Raw genomic sequence first — 13,397 nt, 5'->3', positions numbered from 1 at the left:
TGACGGTCTCCGGAGTCCGAGAGGGAAGGAAGTTATGCGGCAACGTTGACAAAGTTTCGCTGCTGCTCATCAATATGTTGTCCACGGTGCCCCACTGGCAAGAGGTGCGGCGCGAATCCCTTCGGAGGGGAACCATGGGCGCCAAGAGCGCAGTTGCGCCACCGCACAAGAGCACCGGACCACTGCCGGGCGGGGCTTCGGCACCGGGCGGGAGGCGCCGGCCCCGCGACGACCGGAAGGCGGCGTGGCTGTTCCTGGCCCCCGCGCTGCTGGGGTTCGCGCTGTTCTACGCCTATCCGACCGTACGCGGTGTGTACTACTCACTCACCGACTACAGCCTGCTCGCCGCACCGGACTTCGTCGGCGCGGACAACTACGGTGAACTGATCGGTGACGAACAGTTCTGGAACGCGCTGGAGGTCACCGGCTACTACGTGGTGCTCAACATCGTGTCGCAGACCGTGCTGGCACTGCTCCTGGCCACGCTCATGCACCGGCTGACCCGGTCGGTGGCGCTGCGCGCGATGCTGCTGGTGCCCTGGCTGGTGCCGAACGTCACCGTCGGCCTGCTGTGGATGTGGATGCTGGACGCCGACCTGGGCCTGGTCAACCACGTCCTCGGCGCCTTCGGCATGGGCACCAACGGATTCTTCACCTCCCCCGACTGGGCGATGCCGTCCATCGCCGCGGCCAACACCTGGGCGTACACGGGCTATACGGCGCTGCTGCTGTACGCCGGGATGCTCCAGGTCCCGCAGTACCTGTACGAGAGCGCCGCACTGGACGGCGCCGGTGAGTGGCGGATGTTCACGAAGGTCACGCTGCCGCTGCTGCGGCCGGTGCTCTCCCTCGTGCTGGTGGTGTCGCTGATCGGCTCGTTCCAGATCTTCGACACGATCGCGGTGACCACCCAGGGCGGTCCGGTCAGCGCCACGCGCGTCATCTACTTCTACATTACGAACAGGCCTTCACCTACTTCCACATGGGCTACGCCTCCGCCGTCGCCGTGGTGCTCGCGCTGATCCTCGGCGTGCTGACCGCCGTACAGATGCGTCTGCTGCGTGCCTCCCGCTCGGACCTGGCCTGAGGAGCACATCATGACCCGTATCCGCACGAAGGCCCGCACGAAGGCCCGCAGGAAGGTCTCACCCGGCCGGGTCGCCGCGTGGGCGGTGCTCGTCACCGCGCTGTTCCTGACCGTCTTCCCGTTCTACTGGATGGTCCGCACCGCCCTGACCCCGGCGGCCGACCTGTACACCGACTCCACCGGGCTGGTCCCGGACCACCCCACGATGATCAACTTCCTGCGGGTGCTGGGGCTGACCAGCCAGGAGGAGGCGGTGGCCGCCGGGGGTTCGGGCGCGCGGGTGGACTTCCTGCGGTACCTGCTCAACTCCGTCGTCTACAGCGGGCTGATCGCCGTGCTGCAGACACTGTTCTGCGCGATGGCCGGGTACGCCTTCGCCCGGCTGCGCTTTCCCGGGCGGGATACGGTGTTCGGGGTGCTGATCGCCGCGCTGATGGTGCCGCCGATCTTCACCGTGCTGCCCAACTTCGTCCTGGTGAAGGAGCTGGGCTGGCTGAACACCTTCACCGGCATGGTCGCCCCGAGTGTGCTGATGACCCCGTTCGCGGTCTTCTTCCTGCGGCAGTTCTTCCTGTCGGTCCCCCGCGAGGTGGAGGAGGCCGCCGTCCTGGACGGGGTGGGCCCCTGGGGCCTGTTCTGGCGGGTGGTGATGCCCATGACCCGCGGGCCGCTGCTCACCATCGGCCTGACCACCACGGTGTGGGCCTGGAAGGACTACCTGTGGCCGCTGCTGTCCGGCCGCGAGGAGCAGACCCGGGTGCTCACCGTCGCCCTCGGCGTCTTCCAGCAGCAGTCACCGAACGCCCAGCCCGACTGGACCGGGCTGATGGCCGGGTCCGCCCTGTCGGTGCTGCCCGTCCTGGTGCTGCTGGCCCTGCTCGGCCGCCGACTGGTCGAGTCCCTCAACTTCACCGGTGTGAAGTGACCGCCCGCACGTTGCGAAAGAGGCCCCTTGCGATGAGCCCCAGACCCTCACGCGTCGGCGCGGCCCTGCTGTGCCTGACCGCCACCGCCACCCTCGTCTCCTGCGCGGGCTCCGGCACCGAGGCCGGGGGGAGGACGACCCTGGACTACTGGCTCTGGGACGACCTGCAACTGCCCGCCTACCAGGAGTGCGCGAACGTCTTCCAGAAGGCCAACCCCGGCATCACCATCAAGATCACCCAGACCGCGTGGGCCCAGTACTGGCAGAACCTCACCACGGAGCTGGTCTCCGGCGAGGCCCCCGACGTCTGGACCGACCAGAGCACCTACTACCCGACGTACGCCGACGGACAGCAGCTCCTGGACCTCCAGCCCTACGTCGAGCGGGACAGGGTCGACCTGTCCGGCTACCAGTCCGGGCTGACCGACGTCTGGGTGAAGGACGGCAAGCGGTACGGCCTGCCGAAGGACTGGGACACCACCGCGATCGTCTACAACACCGACCTGCTGGAGAAGCAGGGCGTGGACGCCGCCGACCTCGCCGGCCTCACCTGGAACCCGTCCGACGGCGGCACCCTGGAGCAGACGATCGCCAAGGCCACCGTCGACACGCACGGCCGCAACGGCCTCGACCCCGCCTTCGACAAGGACCACGTGACGACCTACGGGTTCCTGCCCGAGTGGAAGGACGGCAGCACCGGCCAGAACGGCTGGGGCCCGTTCGCCGCCGCCAACGGCTTCTCCTACCTCGACAAGAACCCGTGGGGCACCCACTACCGGTACGACGACCCCGAACTGGTCGAGACCATCGCCTGGTTCAAGCGCCTGGTCGACCAGGGGTACGCGCCCCGCCTGGACCAGAAGTCGAGCCTCTACAACTCCGAACTGCTCATGGCGGGCAAGGGCGCCATGACCCTCGCGGGCTCCTTCACCGTCTCCACCTACCTCGACCCGGAGCTGAAGGGCACGTTCGCCTACGCCCCGCTGCCCACCGGCCCGGCCGGCCGCAAGAGCTCCATCAACGGTCTGTCGGACGCCGTCTGGGCCGGCACCGACCACAAGGAGGAGGCGTGGAAGTGGGTCAAGTTCCTCGCCTCCGCCGACTGCCAGGACATCGTCGCCGAGCACGGCGTCGTCTTCCCCGCGCTGAAGACCTCCACCGCCAAGGCGCTGGCCGGGCACCGGGCCAAGGGCCAGGACGTGCGCGTCTTCACCGACGCCGCCGCGGCGAAGGACGGCACCTTCCTGCTGCCCGTCACCGAACGCGGCACCGAGATCGGCCCCATCGTCCAGGACGCCATCCAGTCGGCGATCCTCGGCCAGACCACGCCACAGGCCGCCCTGAAGGCGGCCAACGACAAGGTCAACGGCCTCCTCGACTGACCCCCCGGGCACACCCTCCGGTCCCCGGAAACCCTCATACGCAAGGAGATCCATGGCCCAGCTCGTAGAACTCGGCGGACGCGCGTTCGCCGTCGAGCTCGAAGGCGACGCCCCGCCCCGGGCCGTCGACGGCGGTCTGCTGCTGCCCCCCGGCCGGACGGCCGTGCTGCACGGGCTCGGCGACGCGCTCTTCTACCGGCACGGACACAACTCGTGGAGCCCGTGCGGCTGGCGCCGGCTCTCCGATACCCCGCTGCGCATCGAGAGCGCCGAACGCCGTCTCACCGCCGACGACACCGTGTGGGACGACCCCGCCCGCCACCACTCCTCCGCCGTCGCCGCGCTGGAGGGCCCCGACGGACGGGTGCTGCTGCTCGGCGCGCTCGGCCTGGACATCCCCCGCCTCACCGCGGACCGGGACACCCTCGCCGGGTGGTACGAGCGCGACGGGGCGCCCTGGTTCCTCGCCTACGGCGACGAGGAGGAGGTGTTCGCCGCCTACGCCCGGCACCTCGGCGAGCGGCTGGGGCACAGCCGCAAGCGGGCGGGGAACGTGTGGTGCAGCTGGTACGCGTACTACGAGAACATCACCGAGGAACAGCTCACCGAGGACATCACCGCCCTGCGCGGCCTGCCCTTCGACGTCGTCCAGATCGACGACGGCTGGGAGCGGGCGGTGGGCGACTGGGAGGCCAACGACAAGTTCCCCTCCGGGATGCGGGCGCTCGCCGGCCGGATCACCGACGCCGGGCTGCGGCCGGGCCTGTGGATCGCCCCGTTCATCGTCCTGCCCGGCTCCCGCACCGCCCGGGAACGTCCCGAACTGCTGCTGCGGGACGCCGCCGGCGAGCCGGTGGTGGCCGGGCACAACTGGGGCACCGGCTACTGGGCGCTGGACCTCACCCTGCCCGCGGCGCGGGAGCACCTGCGGGAGACGATCCACCGGGTCAGCCGGGAGTGGGGGTACACCTACCTCAAGCTCGACTTCGTCGGGGCCGGCGCGGCGGCCGGCGTCCGGTCGGTGGACACCGGCCGTGAGGAGGCCTACCGGGCCGGCCTGAGCGTCATCCGGGAGGCCGCGGGACCGGACGCCTACCTGCTGGGCAGCGGCGCCCCGCTGCTGCCCTCCCTCGGACTGGTCGACGGCATCCGCAGCGGCCCCGACGTCGCGCCGCTGTGGGAGCACTACGCCACCCAGGACCCCTCGGACGCGCTGGCCCGCAACGCCGTCGTCAACACCGTGCACCGGCTGTGGCAGGCGCCGCTCCTGGAGGTCGACCCGGACGTCGTGTACTTCCGCAGCCGCCTCAACCTGCTCACCGAGCCGCAGCAGGGCCTGCTGCGCGACCTGGCCGACATCTGCGGCTTCCGGGCGGTGTCCGACCCGCCGGGCTGGCTGCGCCCGGGCGAACTGGAGACGATGACGGCGTACCTGACCGCCCGGCCGGACGTACGCAGGCTCGGCCGGTACCGGTTCGCGCTGGACGGACGGGAGGTGGACTTCGGCCCGGCGGTGGCCCCCGCGTCGGAACAGCGCTATCCGATCGCGTGACGCCTTCGACGGGCTCCCTGGCCACCGCCGGTAATTAGTAAACTGCTCAGCATTATCCGGCGGTGGCCACCGACCGCGACGCCTCCAGGGAGCACCAGCATGCCGACGACCGGAACAGACATGTCCCGGATGCGTGAGATGAACCAGCTGTCCATCGTGAGCGCGCTGCGCGGCAACCCGCCGTCGACGGTCACCGAGCTGGCGGGCCGGGCCGGGCTGTCCCGGCCCGCGGTCGACGTGCTGGTGCGGACTCTGGTCGCCGACGGGTGGGCGGAGGTCGAGGAGCCGGGGGCCAGCAGTGTGGTGGGGCGGCCGGCACGCCGCTACCGGTTCCGGGCCACCGCCGGCCATGTGCTGGGCATCGACATCGGCGTGCACAAGATCCTCGTCATGCTGAGCGACCTGGAGGGCCGGCTCGCGGTGACGGTGCGCCGCCCGGCCGATCCCGAGGCCCCGCCCGCGGCACGCCTGGCGGCGGTCGACGGGGTCATCGACGAGGTGCTGCGGGGTGCGGGCATGACCCCGGCCGACATCTGGGCGGTGACGGTCGGGGTGACCGGCCCGGTCGACGCCACCGGCCGCACCACCTTGTTCACCCCGCTGCCCGGCTGGCACACCACCGACCCGGCCGCCCACCTGGCGGCCCGCTTCTCCTGCCCGGTCCAGGTGGAGAACGACTGCAAGCTCGCCGCCGTGGCCGAACGCTGGAACGGCGTCGCCCAGGACGCCGACGACATCGTCTACCTGCTGGCCGGCCTGCGCACCGGTGCCGGCCTCATCCTCGACGGCACCCTGCGCCGCGGCCACGGCGGTGCCGCCGGGGAGATCGGCGCCCTCAAGGCGGTGCGCTGGCTCTCGGCTCCCGAGCACCTCCAGAACTGCCCCGGTGTACCGGCGACGGCCGCTCCGGGCGAGGCGGCGGCCTGGGTGTTCCAGGCGGCCCGCGAGGGCGACCGGGACGCGAAGGCGGCCGTCCGCCGCTACACCCGCGACCTGGCCGTCGGGGTCGCCGCGCTGGTCCTCGCCCTGGACCCGCAGGTCGTCGTCTACGGCGGCGGCTTCTCCCGCTCCGCCGACGTGGTCCTCGACCCGCTGCGCCGCGAACTCACCAAGCACTGCCTGCGCATGCCGGAACTGCGCGCCTCCACCCTCGGCGACGAGAGCGTGGCCCTGGGGGCGGTGCGCCTGGCCCTGGACGAGGTCGACAGCCGCCTGCTCAGCGACGGCCTGGCGGCCCCGGCCGCACCGCGGCGCTGACGCGCGCCGGCACATCGACGCAGCGGCACATCGGCACAGTGGACCGCGGGCGAGCCGGCGCGTCGCTGGTCGGCGCACCGCGATCCGGGCCGGGACGGCACCGAGGAGCACCGCCGGCTGGAGGAGGCGGCGCTCGCCCGGGACGCCGACGCGGCGGCCGAGGTGCTGGTCCGGCGCCTCACCCGGACCGCGGCCGGCCTGGGGGGAGGGTTCCGTGCCGGGCTGGGGGAGTCAGTCCGTCGCGGTACGGGTGGTGAGGTCCTCGTCCGTGATGGGGCGCACCACGCGGCAAGGGGTTCCGACGGCGACGGTCATGGGCGGGATGCTGCGGCTGACGACGCTGCCGGCGCCGATGACCGATCCGTAGCCGATCCGGACACCGGGGAGGACGACGGCGTTGCTGCCGATCCACACCTTGTCCTCGATCACGATGGGTTCCGAGAACCGCCCGAAGTCCTCGCGCCGGGAGGGGTGTACGGGGTGTCCCGTCGTGGTGAGGGTCACGCTGGGCGCGATCATGACGCCGTCGCCTATGCGGATGTCGACGTCGTCGACGAACGTCAGGTTCACGTTGCCGAAGAAGTCGTCCCCGAGGTGGACGTTGCTGCCGAAACCGGCGTGGAACGGCGGCAGCAGTACCGTGCGTTCGCCCACCGATCCGAAGATGGCGGTGAGCAGCGACCGGCGCCTGTCCGGCTCGCTCGGCGGGGTGTGGTTGTACTGGAAGATCTGCTCGGTGCGGCGCCGTGGGACCTGGAAGGCCGCCTCCGACTCGGTGTAGACGAGCCCCTTGCCGATCCGGGCCAGGACCTCTTCCTCATGCGCTTGCGACACGGTGGAACACTCCGTTCGTCGGATGCCTGCGGCGCTGGGGATGATCCCAGACAACGCCCGGCGGGCGCACCGGTGTACGGAGTCCGCGGAGGTGTCAGCGCCGGGACAGGTAGAGCCCGACGGCCCTGTGCAGGACCTTGTTGAGCGGGTACTCCCACTCGCCGAGGTACTCGACGGCCTCGCCGCCGGCGCCGGCCTTGAAGCGGAGCAGTCCGAGGAGATGGTTGCCCTCCTCCAGGGTGTCGGTGATGCCGCGGAAGTCGTAGACGGCCGCCCCCTGTTCGTGGGCGTCGGACATCATGCGCCACTGGAGGGCGTTGTTCGGCCGCACCTCGCGCTTGCGGGCGGTGGAGGCGCCGTAGGAGTACCAGACGTGCTCGCCGACGGTCAGCATCGTGGCGGCGGCGAGTGTGTCGCCGTCGTGGTGGGCGAGGTAGAGGCGCATGCGGCGGGGGTCTTCCGCCGTCAGGGCGGTCCACATCCGCTGGAAGTAGGGCAGCGGGCGGGGGACGAAGCGGTCCCGTTCGGCCGTCTCGGTGTAGAGGGCGTGGAAGACCGGCAGGTCGTCGTACCCGCCCTCGACCACCTTGACCCCGGCCTTCTCCGCCTTCTTGATGTTGCGGCGCCACTGCTGGTTCAGGCCCCGCTCGATCTCCTCCAGGGACCGGCCGGCGAAGGGGACCTGGAAGACGTACTTCGGCTGTCCGGCGGCGAAACCGTCCTGCGTGCCCGGTTCGGTCCGCCGCCAGCCCGCCCGGTACAGCCGGCCGGCGATCTCGTCGGCCGCCGGTTCCCGTGTGGTGGCCTCCACGTCCCCGAGCCGCTCGGCCGCCGGGTCGGCGATCGCCGCCTTGACCACGTCGGCGCTCCAGCGGCGGGCGACGACGGGCGGCCCCATCCGCACGGAGAAGGCACCGCGCTCCTTCAGACGGGCGAGCAGCGGCGTGAGCCACTGCGCCAGATCCGGCGCGGTCCAGTCGAGGACCGGGCCCTCGGGCAGGTACGCGAAGTACCGCCGCACCTTCGGCAGCGGCCGCAGGAGCACCAGTCCGGCCCCGACGAGCCGGCCGGCCCCGTCGAACCACCCCAGGCTCTCCGCCCGCCAGTCCGGCTTCACCTCCCCCCACGAGGGGACCTGCATGTGGCTCACCGAGGGCCGGGCCGCGGCGAAGGCCAGGTGTTCCTGACGGGTGATCTCCTTCAGGCGGTAGCTCATGCGCAGCGCTCCTTTGTCGGGCGCACCAGCCTAATGAGCGGTGATCCCGCTTCCGCGCAGCACACGGCCGCGCCCTCGTGATCCCCACCTATGGACGCTTACGATCGGGCAGGCGATAATCGATCATTCCGGGAAAAGGGACGGGCGTGGATGCGACCGCCGGCCGTCGCTGCCACAACGCCGCCAGCCCCCCCCCCCGCTCAGCCGGCTGCTTCGCACCGGAGCAGCGGGACGGACTCGCCGCGCCCGGGCTGGAGCCCGGGACCATGAGGCGGCCGCCGCGCAGCGCGGAGCCACCGAGACGCCCACCGACCGCCTCGACACCGCCCCGTACGACCACCTGGCCGGCCGCCACCGCGCGGCTGACCGAACCGGCCGCCGGCTTCACCCGGATGGTGCGGGCGGCGGGCGCCTTTCCCCCGGAGCTGTACGGCAAGGGCCGGCCGGCGGCCGGGGAGCGGCTGCCCTCAGGCGGTCTCCGCGGCGGCGGCGCGGCCGGCCTGACGTCCCGAGAAGAGACAGCCGCCGAGGAAGGTGCCCTCCAGCGACCGGTATCCGTGCATGCCGCCCCCGCCGAAACCGGCGGCCTCACCGGCGGCGTAGAGGCCGGGGACCGGGGCGCCGTCGGCGTCGAGGACGCGGCCGGAGAGGTCGGTCTGGAGCCCGCCGAGGGTCTTGCGGCTGAGCAGGTTGAGCCGGACCGCGATCAGGGGCCCGGCGGCGGGGTCGAGGATCTTGTGCAGGTCGACCGTGCGGGAGAGGTCGTCGCCCACGTACGCCATGGAGTTGCGGATGCCCATGACCTGGACGTCCTTGCCGAACCGGTTGTCCACCTCGCGGTCGCGCGCGGTGATCTGCCGGCCGAGTTCCGCGGCGTCGAGGAGGTTCTCACCGGTCAGCTCGTTCATCCCCGCGACCAGTTTCTCCAGGGTGTCCGCGACGACGAAGTCCTCCCCCTTGTCGAGGAACCTCTGGACCGGCGCCGGGGTCCGGTCCAGGAGCCGGCCCGCGAGGTAGGCGACCAGGTTCTTGTCGGTGAGCTCGGGGTTCTGCTCCGATCCGGAGAGGGTGAACTCCTTCTTGATGATGCGCAGGTTGAGCACGAACCACGAGTAGTCGTACCCCGTGTCTTTGATCATCTTCAGGGTGCCGAGGGTGTCGTAGCCGGGGATGGCGGGCGTCGGGAAGCGCCGGCCCCTGGCGTCGAACCACAGGGAGGAGGGGGCGGGCAGGATGCGGATGCCGTGGCCCGGCCAGACGGGCGTGTGGTTCTTCAGGCCCTCGGTGTAGTGCCACATCCGGTCCCGGTTCACCAGCCGGCCGCCGGCCCGTTCGGTGATGGCCAGCATCCGGCCGTCCACGTGCGCGGGGACACCGGTGACCATGGTGCGCGGGGCGGGCCCCAGCCGGCTCGGCCAGTTCTGCCGGACCAGGTCCAGGTTGCCGCCGATGCCGCCGGAGGCGACGATCACGAGGGGCGCGCGCAGTTCGAAGGAACCGACGACGGTGCGCGAACTGGCGGTGCCCCGTGGCGCGTCGCTGGCCTCCAGTACGGACCCGCGCACCCCGTTCACCACGCCGCCGGTGGTGAGCAGTTCGTCCACCCGGTGGCGGAACTTGAAGGTGACCAGGCCCTTCTGCGCGGCCGCGCGCACCCGCTTCTCGAACGGTTCCATCACGGCCGGTCCGGTGCCGAGGGTCACGTGGAAGCGGGGCACGGAGTTGCCGGGCCCGGTGGCGAGCTGACCGCCGCGTTCGGCCCAGCCCACGACCGGGACCCAGGTCATGCCCATCCCGGCCAGCCAGGAGCGCTTCTCCCCCGCGGCGAACTCCAGGTACGCGTCGGCCCATCTGCGGGCCCAGTGGTCCTCGCCGAGCCTGTCGTCCACCCCCCGGTCGAAGCCCGCCGTGCCGAGCCAGTCCTGGCGGGCCAGTTCGAGGGAGTCCTTGATGCCGCACAGCCGCTGCTCGAAGGAGTCGATCAGGAACAGGCCGCCGAACGACCAGTACGCCTGACCGCCCAGGCTCGCCTCCGGTTCCTGGTCGAGCAGGAGCACCGTGCGGCCCGCCGCGGCCAGTTCGGAGGTGGCGACGAGACCGGCCAGGCCGCCTCCCACGACGATGACGTCCGCGTCCGCGGCGGCGGCGGACGCGGACAGCGGCGCGGCGGCGGCACGGGACGCTCCCATGACCGTACCGGCGGCCACCACACCGCCCGCCACCTGGAGTGCGTGGCGACGGGTGAGCGGGGTGCGGTGCTGGATCTCTTCCACGGTCGTACCCCTTCGGTAGGCGAGAGGCCGCCCGCGACTTGATGCGGCCACGACAACGACACGACGACAGTGGTGCGGAGTTACTCGAAAGTAAGCACGTGGCGTGGGGTGCGCAAGACCTCTGACGAGGAGGACGGCGGAGAAGGAGACTCCTGACATGGCCGACGGGAACCCGCTGCGGCCCCGGCCGCTACGACGCCGTAGCGGCCGGGGCGCGACGTCGGCGCGGCTCGGTCCGCTGCCCGGCGACGGATCAGCCCGGGGAGGGGACGGCGCTCCCCCGGTAGCCGACGGCGGGACCGCGGCCGTGCCGCAGGACACCGGAGAAGTGCCCGTAGGCGGGGACCGGGTGGCTGTCCTTCCTCAGCAACCGCACCCTGTTGAGCTGGATCTCGCCCACCCCCTCCGCGTTGGCGGTGATGTGCAACCGGTAGCGGGCGTAGGGCGCCGCGTCGGCCACGGTGAACTCGCGTACCAGGAAGCGTTCGGGGAACATCTCGCCGGTGCGGCGGTCCAGGGTCACCCAGGTGCGGCCGTCGTCGGAGCCCTCCAGCCGCCAGTCCTTCGGGTCCCGTGAGCAGTGGTCGTCGGCCGAGGCCAGCGCGTAGTCCGTGACGGTGTCCGGGGCGGGCAGCACGAATTCCAGCCGGGCCGTACGGGAGAAGACGAGCCATTTGCCGGCGTCGGCGCGGAGCAGGTTGGCCGCGACCTCACCGGCGCCCGCGTGCTCGCCGCTGGCCTCGATCCGGCGGACGGGGACGGGGGTGCCGACCAGGCCGGGATCGGCGTCGGTGAGGAGTTCCACCCGGTTCAGCTGTGTCTCGGGCGCCCGCCCCCAGGTGCGGTCGATGTCGAGCCGGTACAGGGGGTAGGCCGTGGAGTTGGCCACGGTGTACTCACGGCTCTGGTCGCGCCGGGAGAACGCCTGGTCCACGCGTGAGTCGAGGGTGTACCAGGTGGTGCCGTCCTCCGATCCCCGCAGCCGCCAGTCGCGGGGGTCGCGGTCCCGGTAGTCGTCGGCCGAGGTGAGCCGGTAGGCGGTGACGGCGGCCGGGGCGGGCAGGGCGAAGTCGAGGGTCGCGGTCTCCTCGGGCGTCAGCCACTTGCCGGGCCCGGGGACGAGCAGGTTCGCGGCGACTTCGCCGGCCGCCCGGTGTTCGTCGCTGGCCACGACTGCTTTGACCGCCACCGGTACGGTGTCGCGGGCGGGCGCGGGGCACAGGGTCACGGTCCCGAAGGTGCCGTTCCCCGTGCGCCAGGTGACCCGTTCCACGGGGCCCTGGCCGTCGTCCAGCACCAGGCGCAGCCGCCCGGCCGACGGCCGGGCGTCGTCACCGGCACCGTCTCCGGTCCCGTCCTCCTCGGTGACGAAGACGTGCGGTGGGACGGCGGGTGTCTTCCCCTCGCCCGCCCGGCGTCCGCGCCCGGTTCCGCGGTACTCCCGTGTCACGCCGTCGGCGGTGCGCCGCTGGCCGCGGAAGGCCGTCATCGCGTCGTCGAACACGATCACGGCCTCGGCTCCGTTCGCGGACCGCCAGGCCAGCTCCGTCAGCTCGCCACCGGGCTCGCCCCGGTCCAGCCGGACCGCCAGCCGGGGGCCCCGGTGCCACCACCGGTCGCCGGCCCGCACTTCGGTGTCGTAGACGAGGACGGGGGCGCCGGGGGGCTCCCCGGTGCGTCCGGTCGGTCGCGCGTCGGTCCGGTCCCGCATGGAGGTGCTCCGCTTCAGTCGCTGGGCGAGTTGGCGCGGAGCACTCTTCCACAAGGGTCCGACAACAGAGTTGACGGCGGGTCAGATGGCGTGGTCGCGCAGGAAGGCGCGGAGCAGGTCGTCGTAGCGCACGGGGTCCTCCAGGAACGCCGCGTGGCGCCTGCCCTCCAGTACCGTCGGCGTTCCGCGCCACAGCGCGGCGTACGGGAGGGACGCCACGTAGGCGTGGTCGACGAACGGGTCGTCGCGTCCGTCGATGATCGCGAGCGGTACCGGGGACTTCTCGACGAGCGCCTTCTGGTCCGAGTCCCGGCCGGCGCTGAACGACTCGAACATGAGGCGCCGGGACCGCCCGTCGGTCCGTACCACGTCGTCCACGACCCAGGCGGGAGGCGGGGAGAGCGTGATCTGTCCGGCGAACTCGACCGCCTGGACGGGCGTGATGTGCTCGGTGCCGGCGTACGCCAGGCCCGGCCGGAAGCCCTCCACGAGGGTGTCCCGGTTGACGGGCGGGGTGCCGGTGAGCACGAGACCAGCCAGGCCGGGGAAGAGGGGGATGAGCTCCAGGCCGATGTGTCCGCCGAGCGACCAGCCGACGACCACGGCCCGGTCGACGCCCAGGACACCGAGGAACTCGACGATCGCGGCGGCGTAGCCGCGCTGCGTGTACGCCGCCGCGGGGTCCGTCGCGTCGTCCGACTCCCCGTGGCCCGGCAGGTCCAGGGCCAGCAGCCGCCGCCCGCCGAAGTCGTCGGCGAGCTGGGCGTGGAAGACCTTGCGGGAGGACGAGTTGCCGTGCACGAACAGCAGCGGCGGCGCGGCGGAGGAGCCTGACGGGGCGGTGTCCGTGTAGGCGATCCGTCCGTACCGTGTCCCGGCGTACCGGGTGGCGCCGGGCAGGCGCGGCGGCTCGTGTTCTGCTTCCATGACGGCATGGTAGCCAGGGCCGCGCCGGGCGCCGGGGGCGCCGGTGCCGCGCTGGACGGTGCCGGGCCCGCCCGTGTCCCGGTGCCGGGCCACCACCACCCGTCTCCCCTGGCACCGCAGCGCACCGGGTGACGGCCGACGACGTCCGCCAGCCGGGCCGGCCGGTCGTCCGGCGCCTCCACCGTCAGCGGCAGCGCCCCGTCGGCGGTGGCGCGGGTCCCGGTCCCGTCCTG

General features: G+C 72.2%; 9 protein-coding genes and 2 pseudogenes. 6 read left to right on the top strand and 5 right to left on the bottom strand.

Annotation, left to right across the window (positions count from 1 at the left end; genetic code table 11):
- The first annotated feature begins 134 nt into the window (after positions 1-134).
- From ACY1JF_RS13065 to ACY1JF_RS13040, 6 genes and pseudogenes are all read left to right on the top strand, one after another.
- Positions 135-1,087, top strand: a pseudogene (locus ACY1JF_RS13065) (carbohydrate ABC transporter permease).
- Positions 1,088-1,097: 10 nt separating this feature from the next.
- On the top strand, positions 1,098-2,012 hold the full coding sequence (locus ACY1JF_RS13060) for a carbohydrate ABC transporter permease (RefSeq protein ID WP_462705226.1): 915 nt from the start codon (positions 1,098-1,100) through the stop codon (positions 2,010-2,012).
- 32 nt (positions 2,013-2,044) lie between these two features.
- Positions 2,045-3,394, top strand: coding sequence for an ABC transporter substrate-binding protein (locus ACY1JF_RS13055; RefSeq protein WP_462705225.1), 1,350 nt, complete (start codon positions 2,045-2,047; stop codon positions 3,392-3,394).
- 52 nt (positions 3,395-3,446) lie between these two features.
- Entirely contained in the window at positions 3,447-4,946 is a 1,500-nt protein-coding gene (locus ACY1JF_RS13050; RefSeq protein WP_462705224.1) for a glycoside hydrolase family 36 protein, read from the top strand.
- A 99-nt stretch (positions 4,947-5,045) separates the two neighbouring features.
- The gene (locus ACY1JF_RS13045) at positions 5,046-6,203 is read left to right on the top strand and encodes an ROK family protein (protein ID WP_462705223.1); all 1,158 of its coding nucleotides are present in this window, start codon (positions 5,046-5,048) and stop codon (positions 6,201-6,203) included.
- A 39-nt stretch (positions 6,204-6,242) separates the two neighbouring features.
- Positions 6,243-6,404, top strand: a pseudogene (locus ACY1JF_RS13040) (GntR family transcriptional regulator); the annotation flags it as partial.
- Positions 6,405-6,434: 30 nt separating this feature from the next.
- Here the strand turns inward: ACY1JF_RS13040 and ACY1JF_RS13035 are convergent.
- From ACY1JF_RS13035 to ACY1JF_RS13015, 5 genes are all read right to left on the bottom strand, one after another.
- The gene (locus ACY1JF_RS13035; RefSeq protein ID WP_462705222.1) at positions 6,435-7,037 is read right to left on the bottom strand and encodes a sugar O-acetyltransferase; all 603 of its coding nucleotides are present in this window, start codon (positions 7,035-7,037) and stop codon (positions 6,435-6,437) included.
- Positions 7,038-7,131: 94 nt separating this feature from the next.
- Complete coding sequence (locus ACY1JF_RS13030) at positions 7,132-8,253, bottom strand: lipid II:glycine glycyltransferase FemX (protein ID WP_462705221.1); 1,122 nt, start codon at positions 8,251-8,253, stop codon at positions 7,132-7,134.
- Positions 8,254-8,720: 467 nt separating this feature from the next.
- Positions 8,721-10,442 (bottom strand): FAD-binding dehydrogenase, encoded by a 1,722-nt coding sequence (locus ACY1JF_RS13025; protein WP_462705292.1) that lies wholly within the window; start codon positions 10,440-10,442, stop codon positions 8,721-8,723.
- A gap of 337 nt (positions 10,443-10,779) precedes the next feature.
- Positions 10,780-12,237: a coagulation factor 5/8 type domain-containing protein gene (locus ACY1JF_RS13020; protein ID WP_462705220.1), complete on the bottom strand. Its 1,458-nt coding sequence runs from the start codon at positions 12,235-12,237 to the stop codon at positions 10,780-10,782.
- A gap of 81 nt (positions 12,238-12,318) precedes the next feature.
- A complete protein-coding gene (locus ACY1JF_RS13015) occupies positions 12,319-13,164 on the bottom strand; it encodes an alpha/beta fold hydrolase (RefSeq protein ID WP_462705219.1) in 846 nt (281 codons plus the stop codon).
- Positions 13,165-13,397: the final 233 nt, after the last annotated feature.

The organism is Streptomyces sp. SYSU D01066-1 (genome assembly GCF_054956795.1).
The sequence above is the reverse complement of the archived record's forward strand: the minus strand, read 5'-3'. Positions and strand labels throughout refer to the sequence as shown.

Excerpts from the sequence above, each read along its gene's own strand:
- ACY1JF_RS13055 (WP_462705225.1), top strand. The coding sequence starts at position 2,045 with ATGAGCCCCAGACCCTCACGCGTCGGCGCGGCCCTGCTGTGCCTGACC.
- ACY1JF_RS13045 (WP_462705223.1), top strand. The coding sequence starts at position 5,046 with ATGCCGACGACCGGAACAGACATGTCCCGGATGCGTGAGATGAACCAG.
- ACY1JF_RS13050 (WP_462705224.1), top strand. The coding sequence starts at position 3,447 with ATGGCCCAGCTCGTAGAACTCGGCGGACGCGCGTTCGCCGTCGAGCTC.
- ACY1JF_RS13025 (WP_462705292.1), bottom strand. The coding sequence starts at position 10,442 with ATGGGAGCGTCCCGTGCCGCCGCCGCGCCGCTGTCCGCGTCCGCCGCC.
- ACY1JF_RS13015 (WP_462705219.1), bottom strand. The coding sequence starts at position 13,164 with ATGGAAGCAGAACACGAGCCGCCGCGCCTGCCCGGCGCCACCCGGTAC.
- ACY1JF_RS13030 (WP_462705221.1), bottom strand. The coding sequence starts at position 8,253 with ATGAGCTACCGCCTGAAGGAGATCACCCGTCAGGAACACCTGGCCTTC.
- ACY1JF_RS13060 (WP_462705226.1), top strand. The coding sequence starts at position 1,098 with ATGACCCGTATCCGCACGAAGGCCCGCACGAAGGCCCGCAGGAAGGTC.
- ACY1JF_RS13020 (WP_462705220.1), bottom strand. The coding sequence starts at position 12,237 with ATGCGGGACCGGACCGACGCGCGACCGACCGGACGCACCGGGGAGCCC.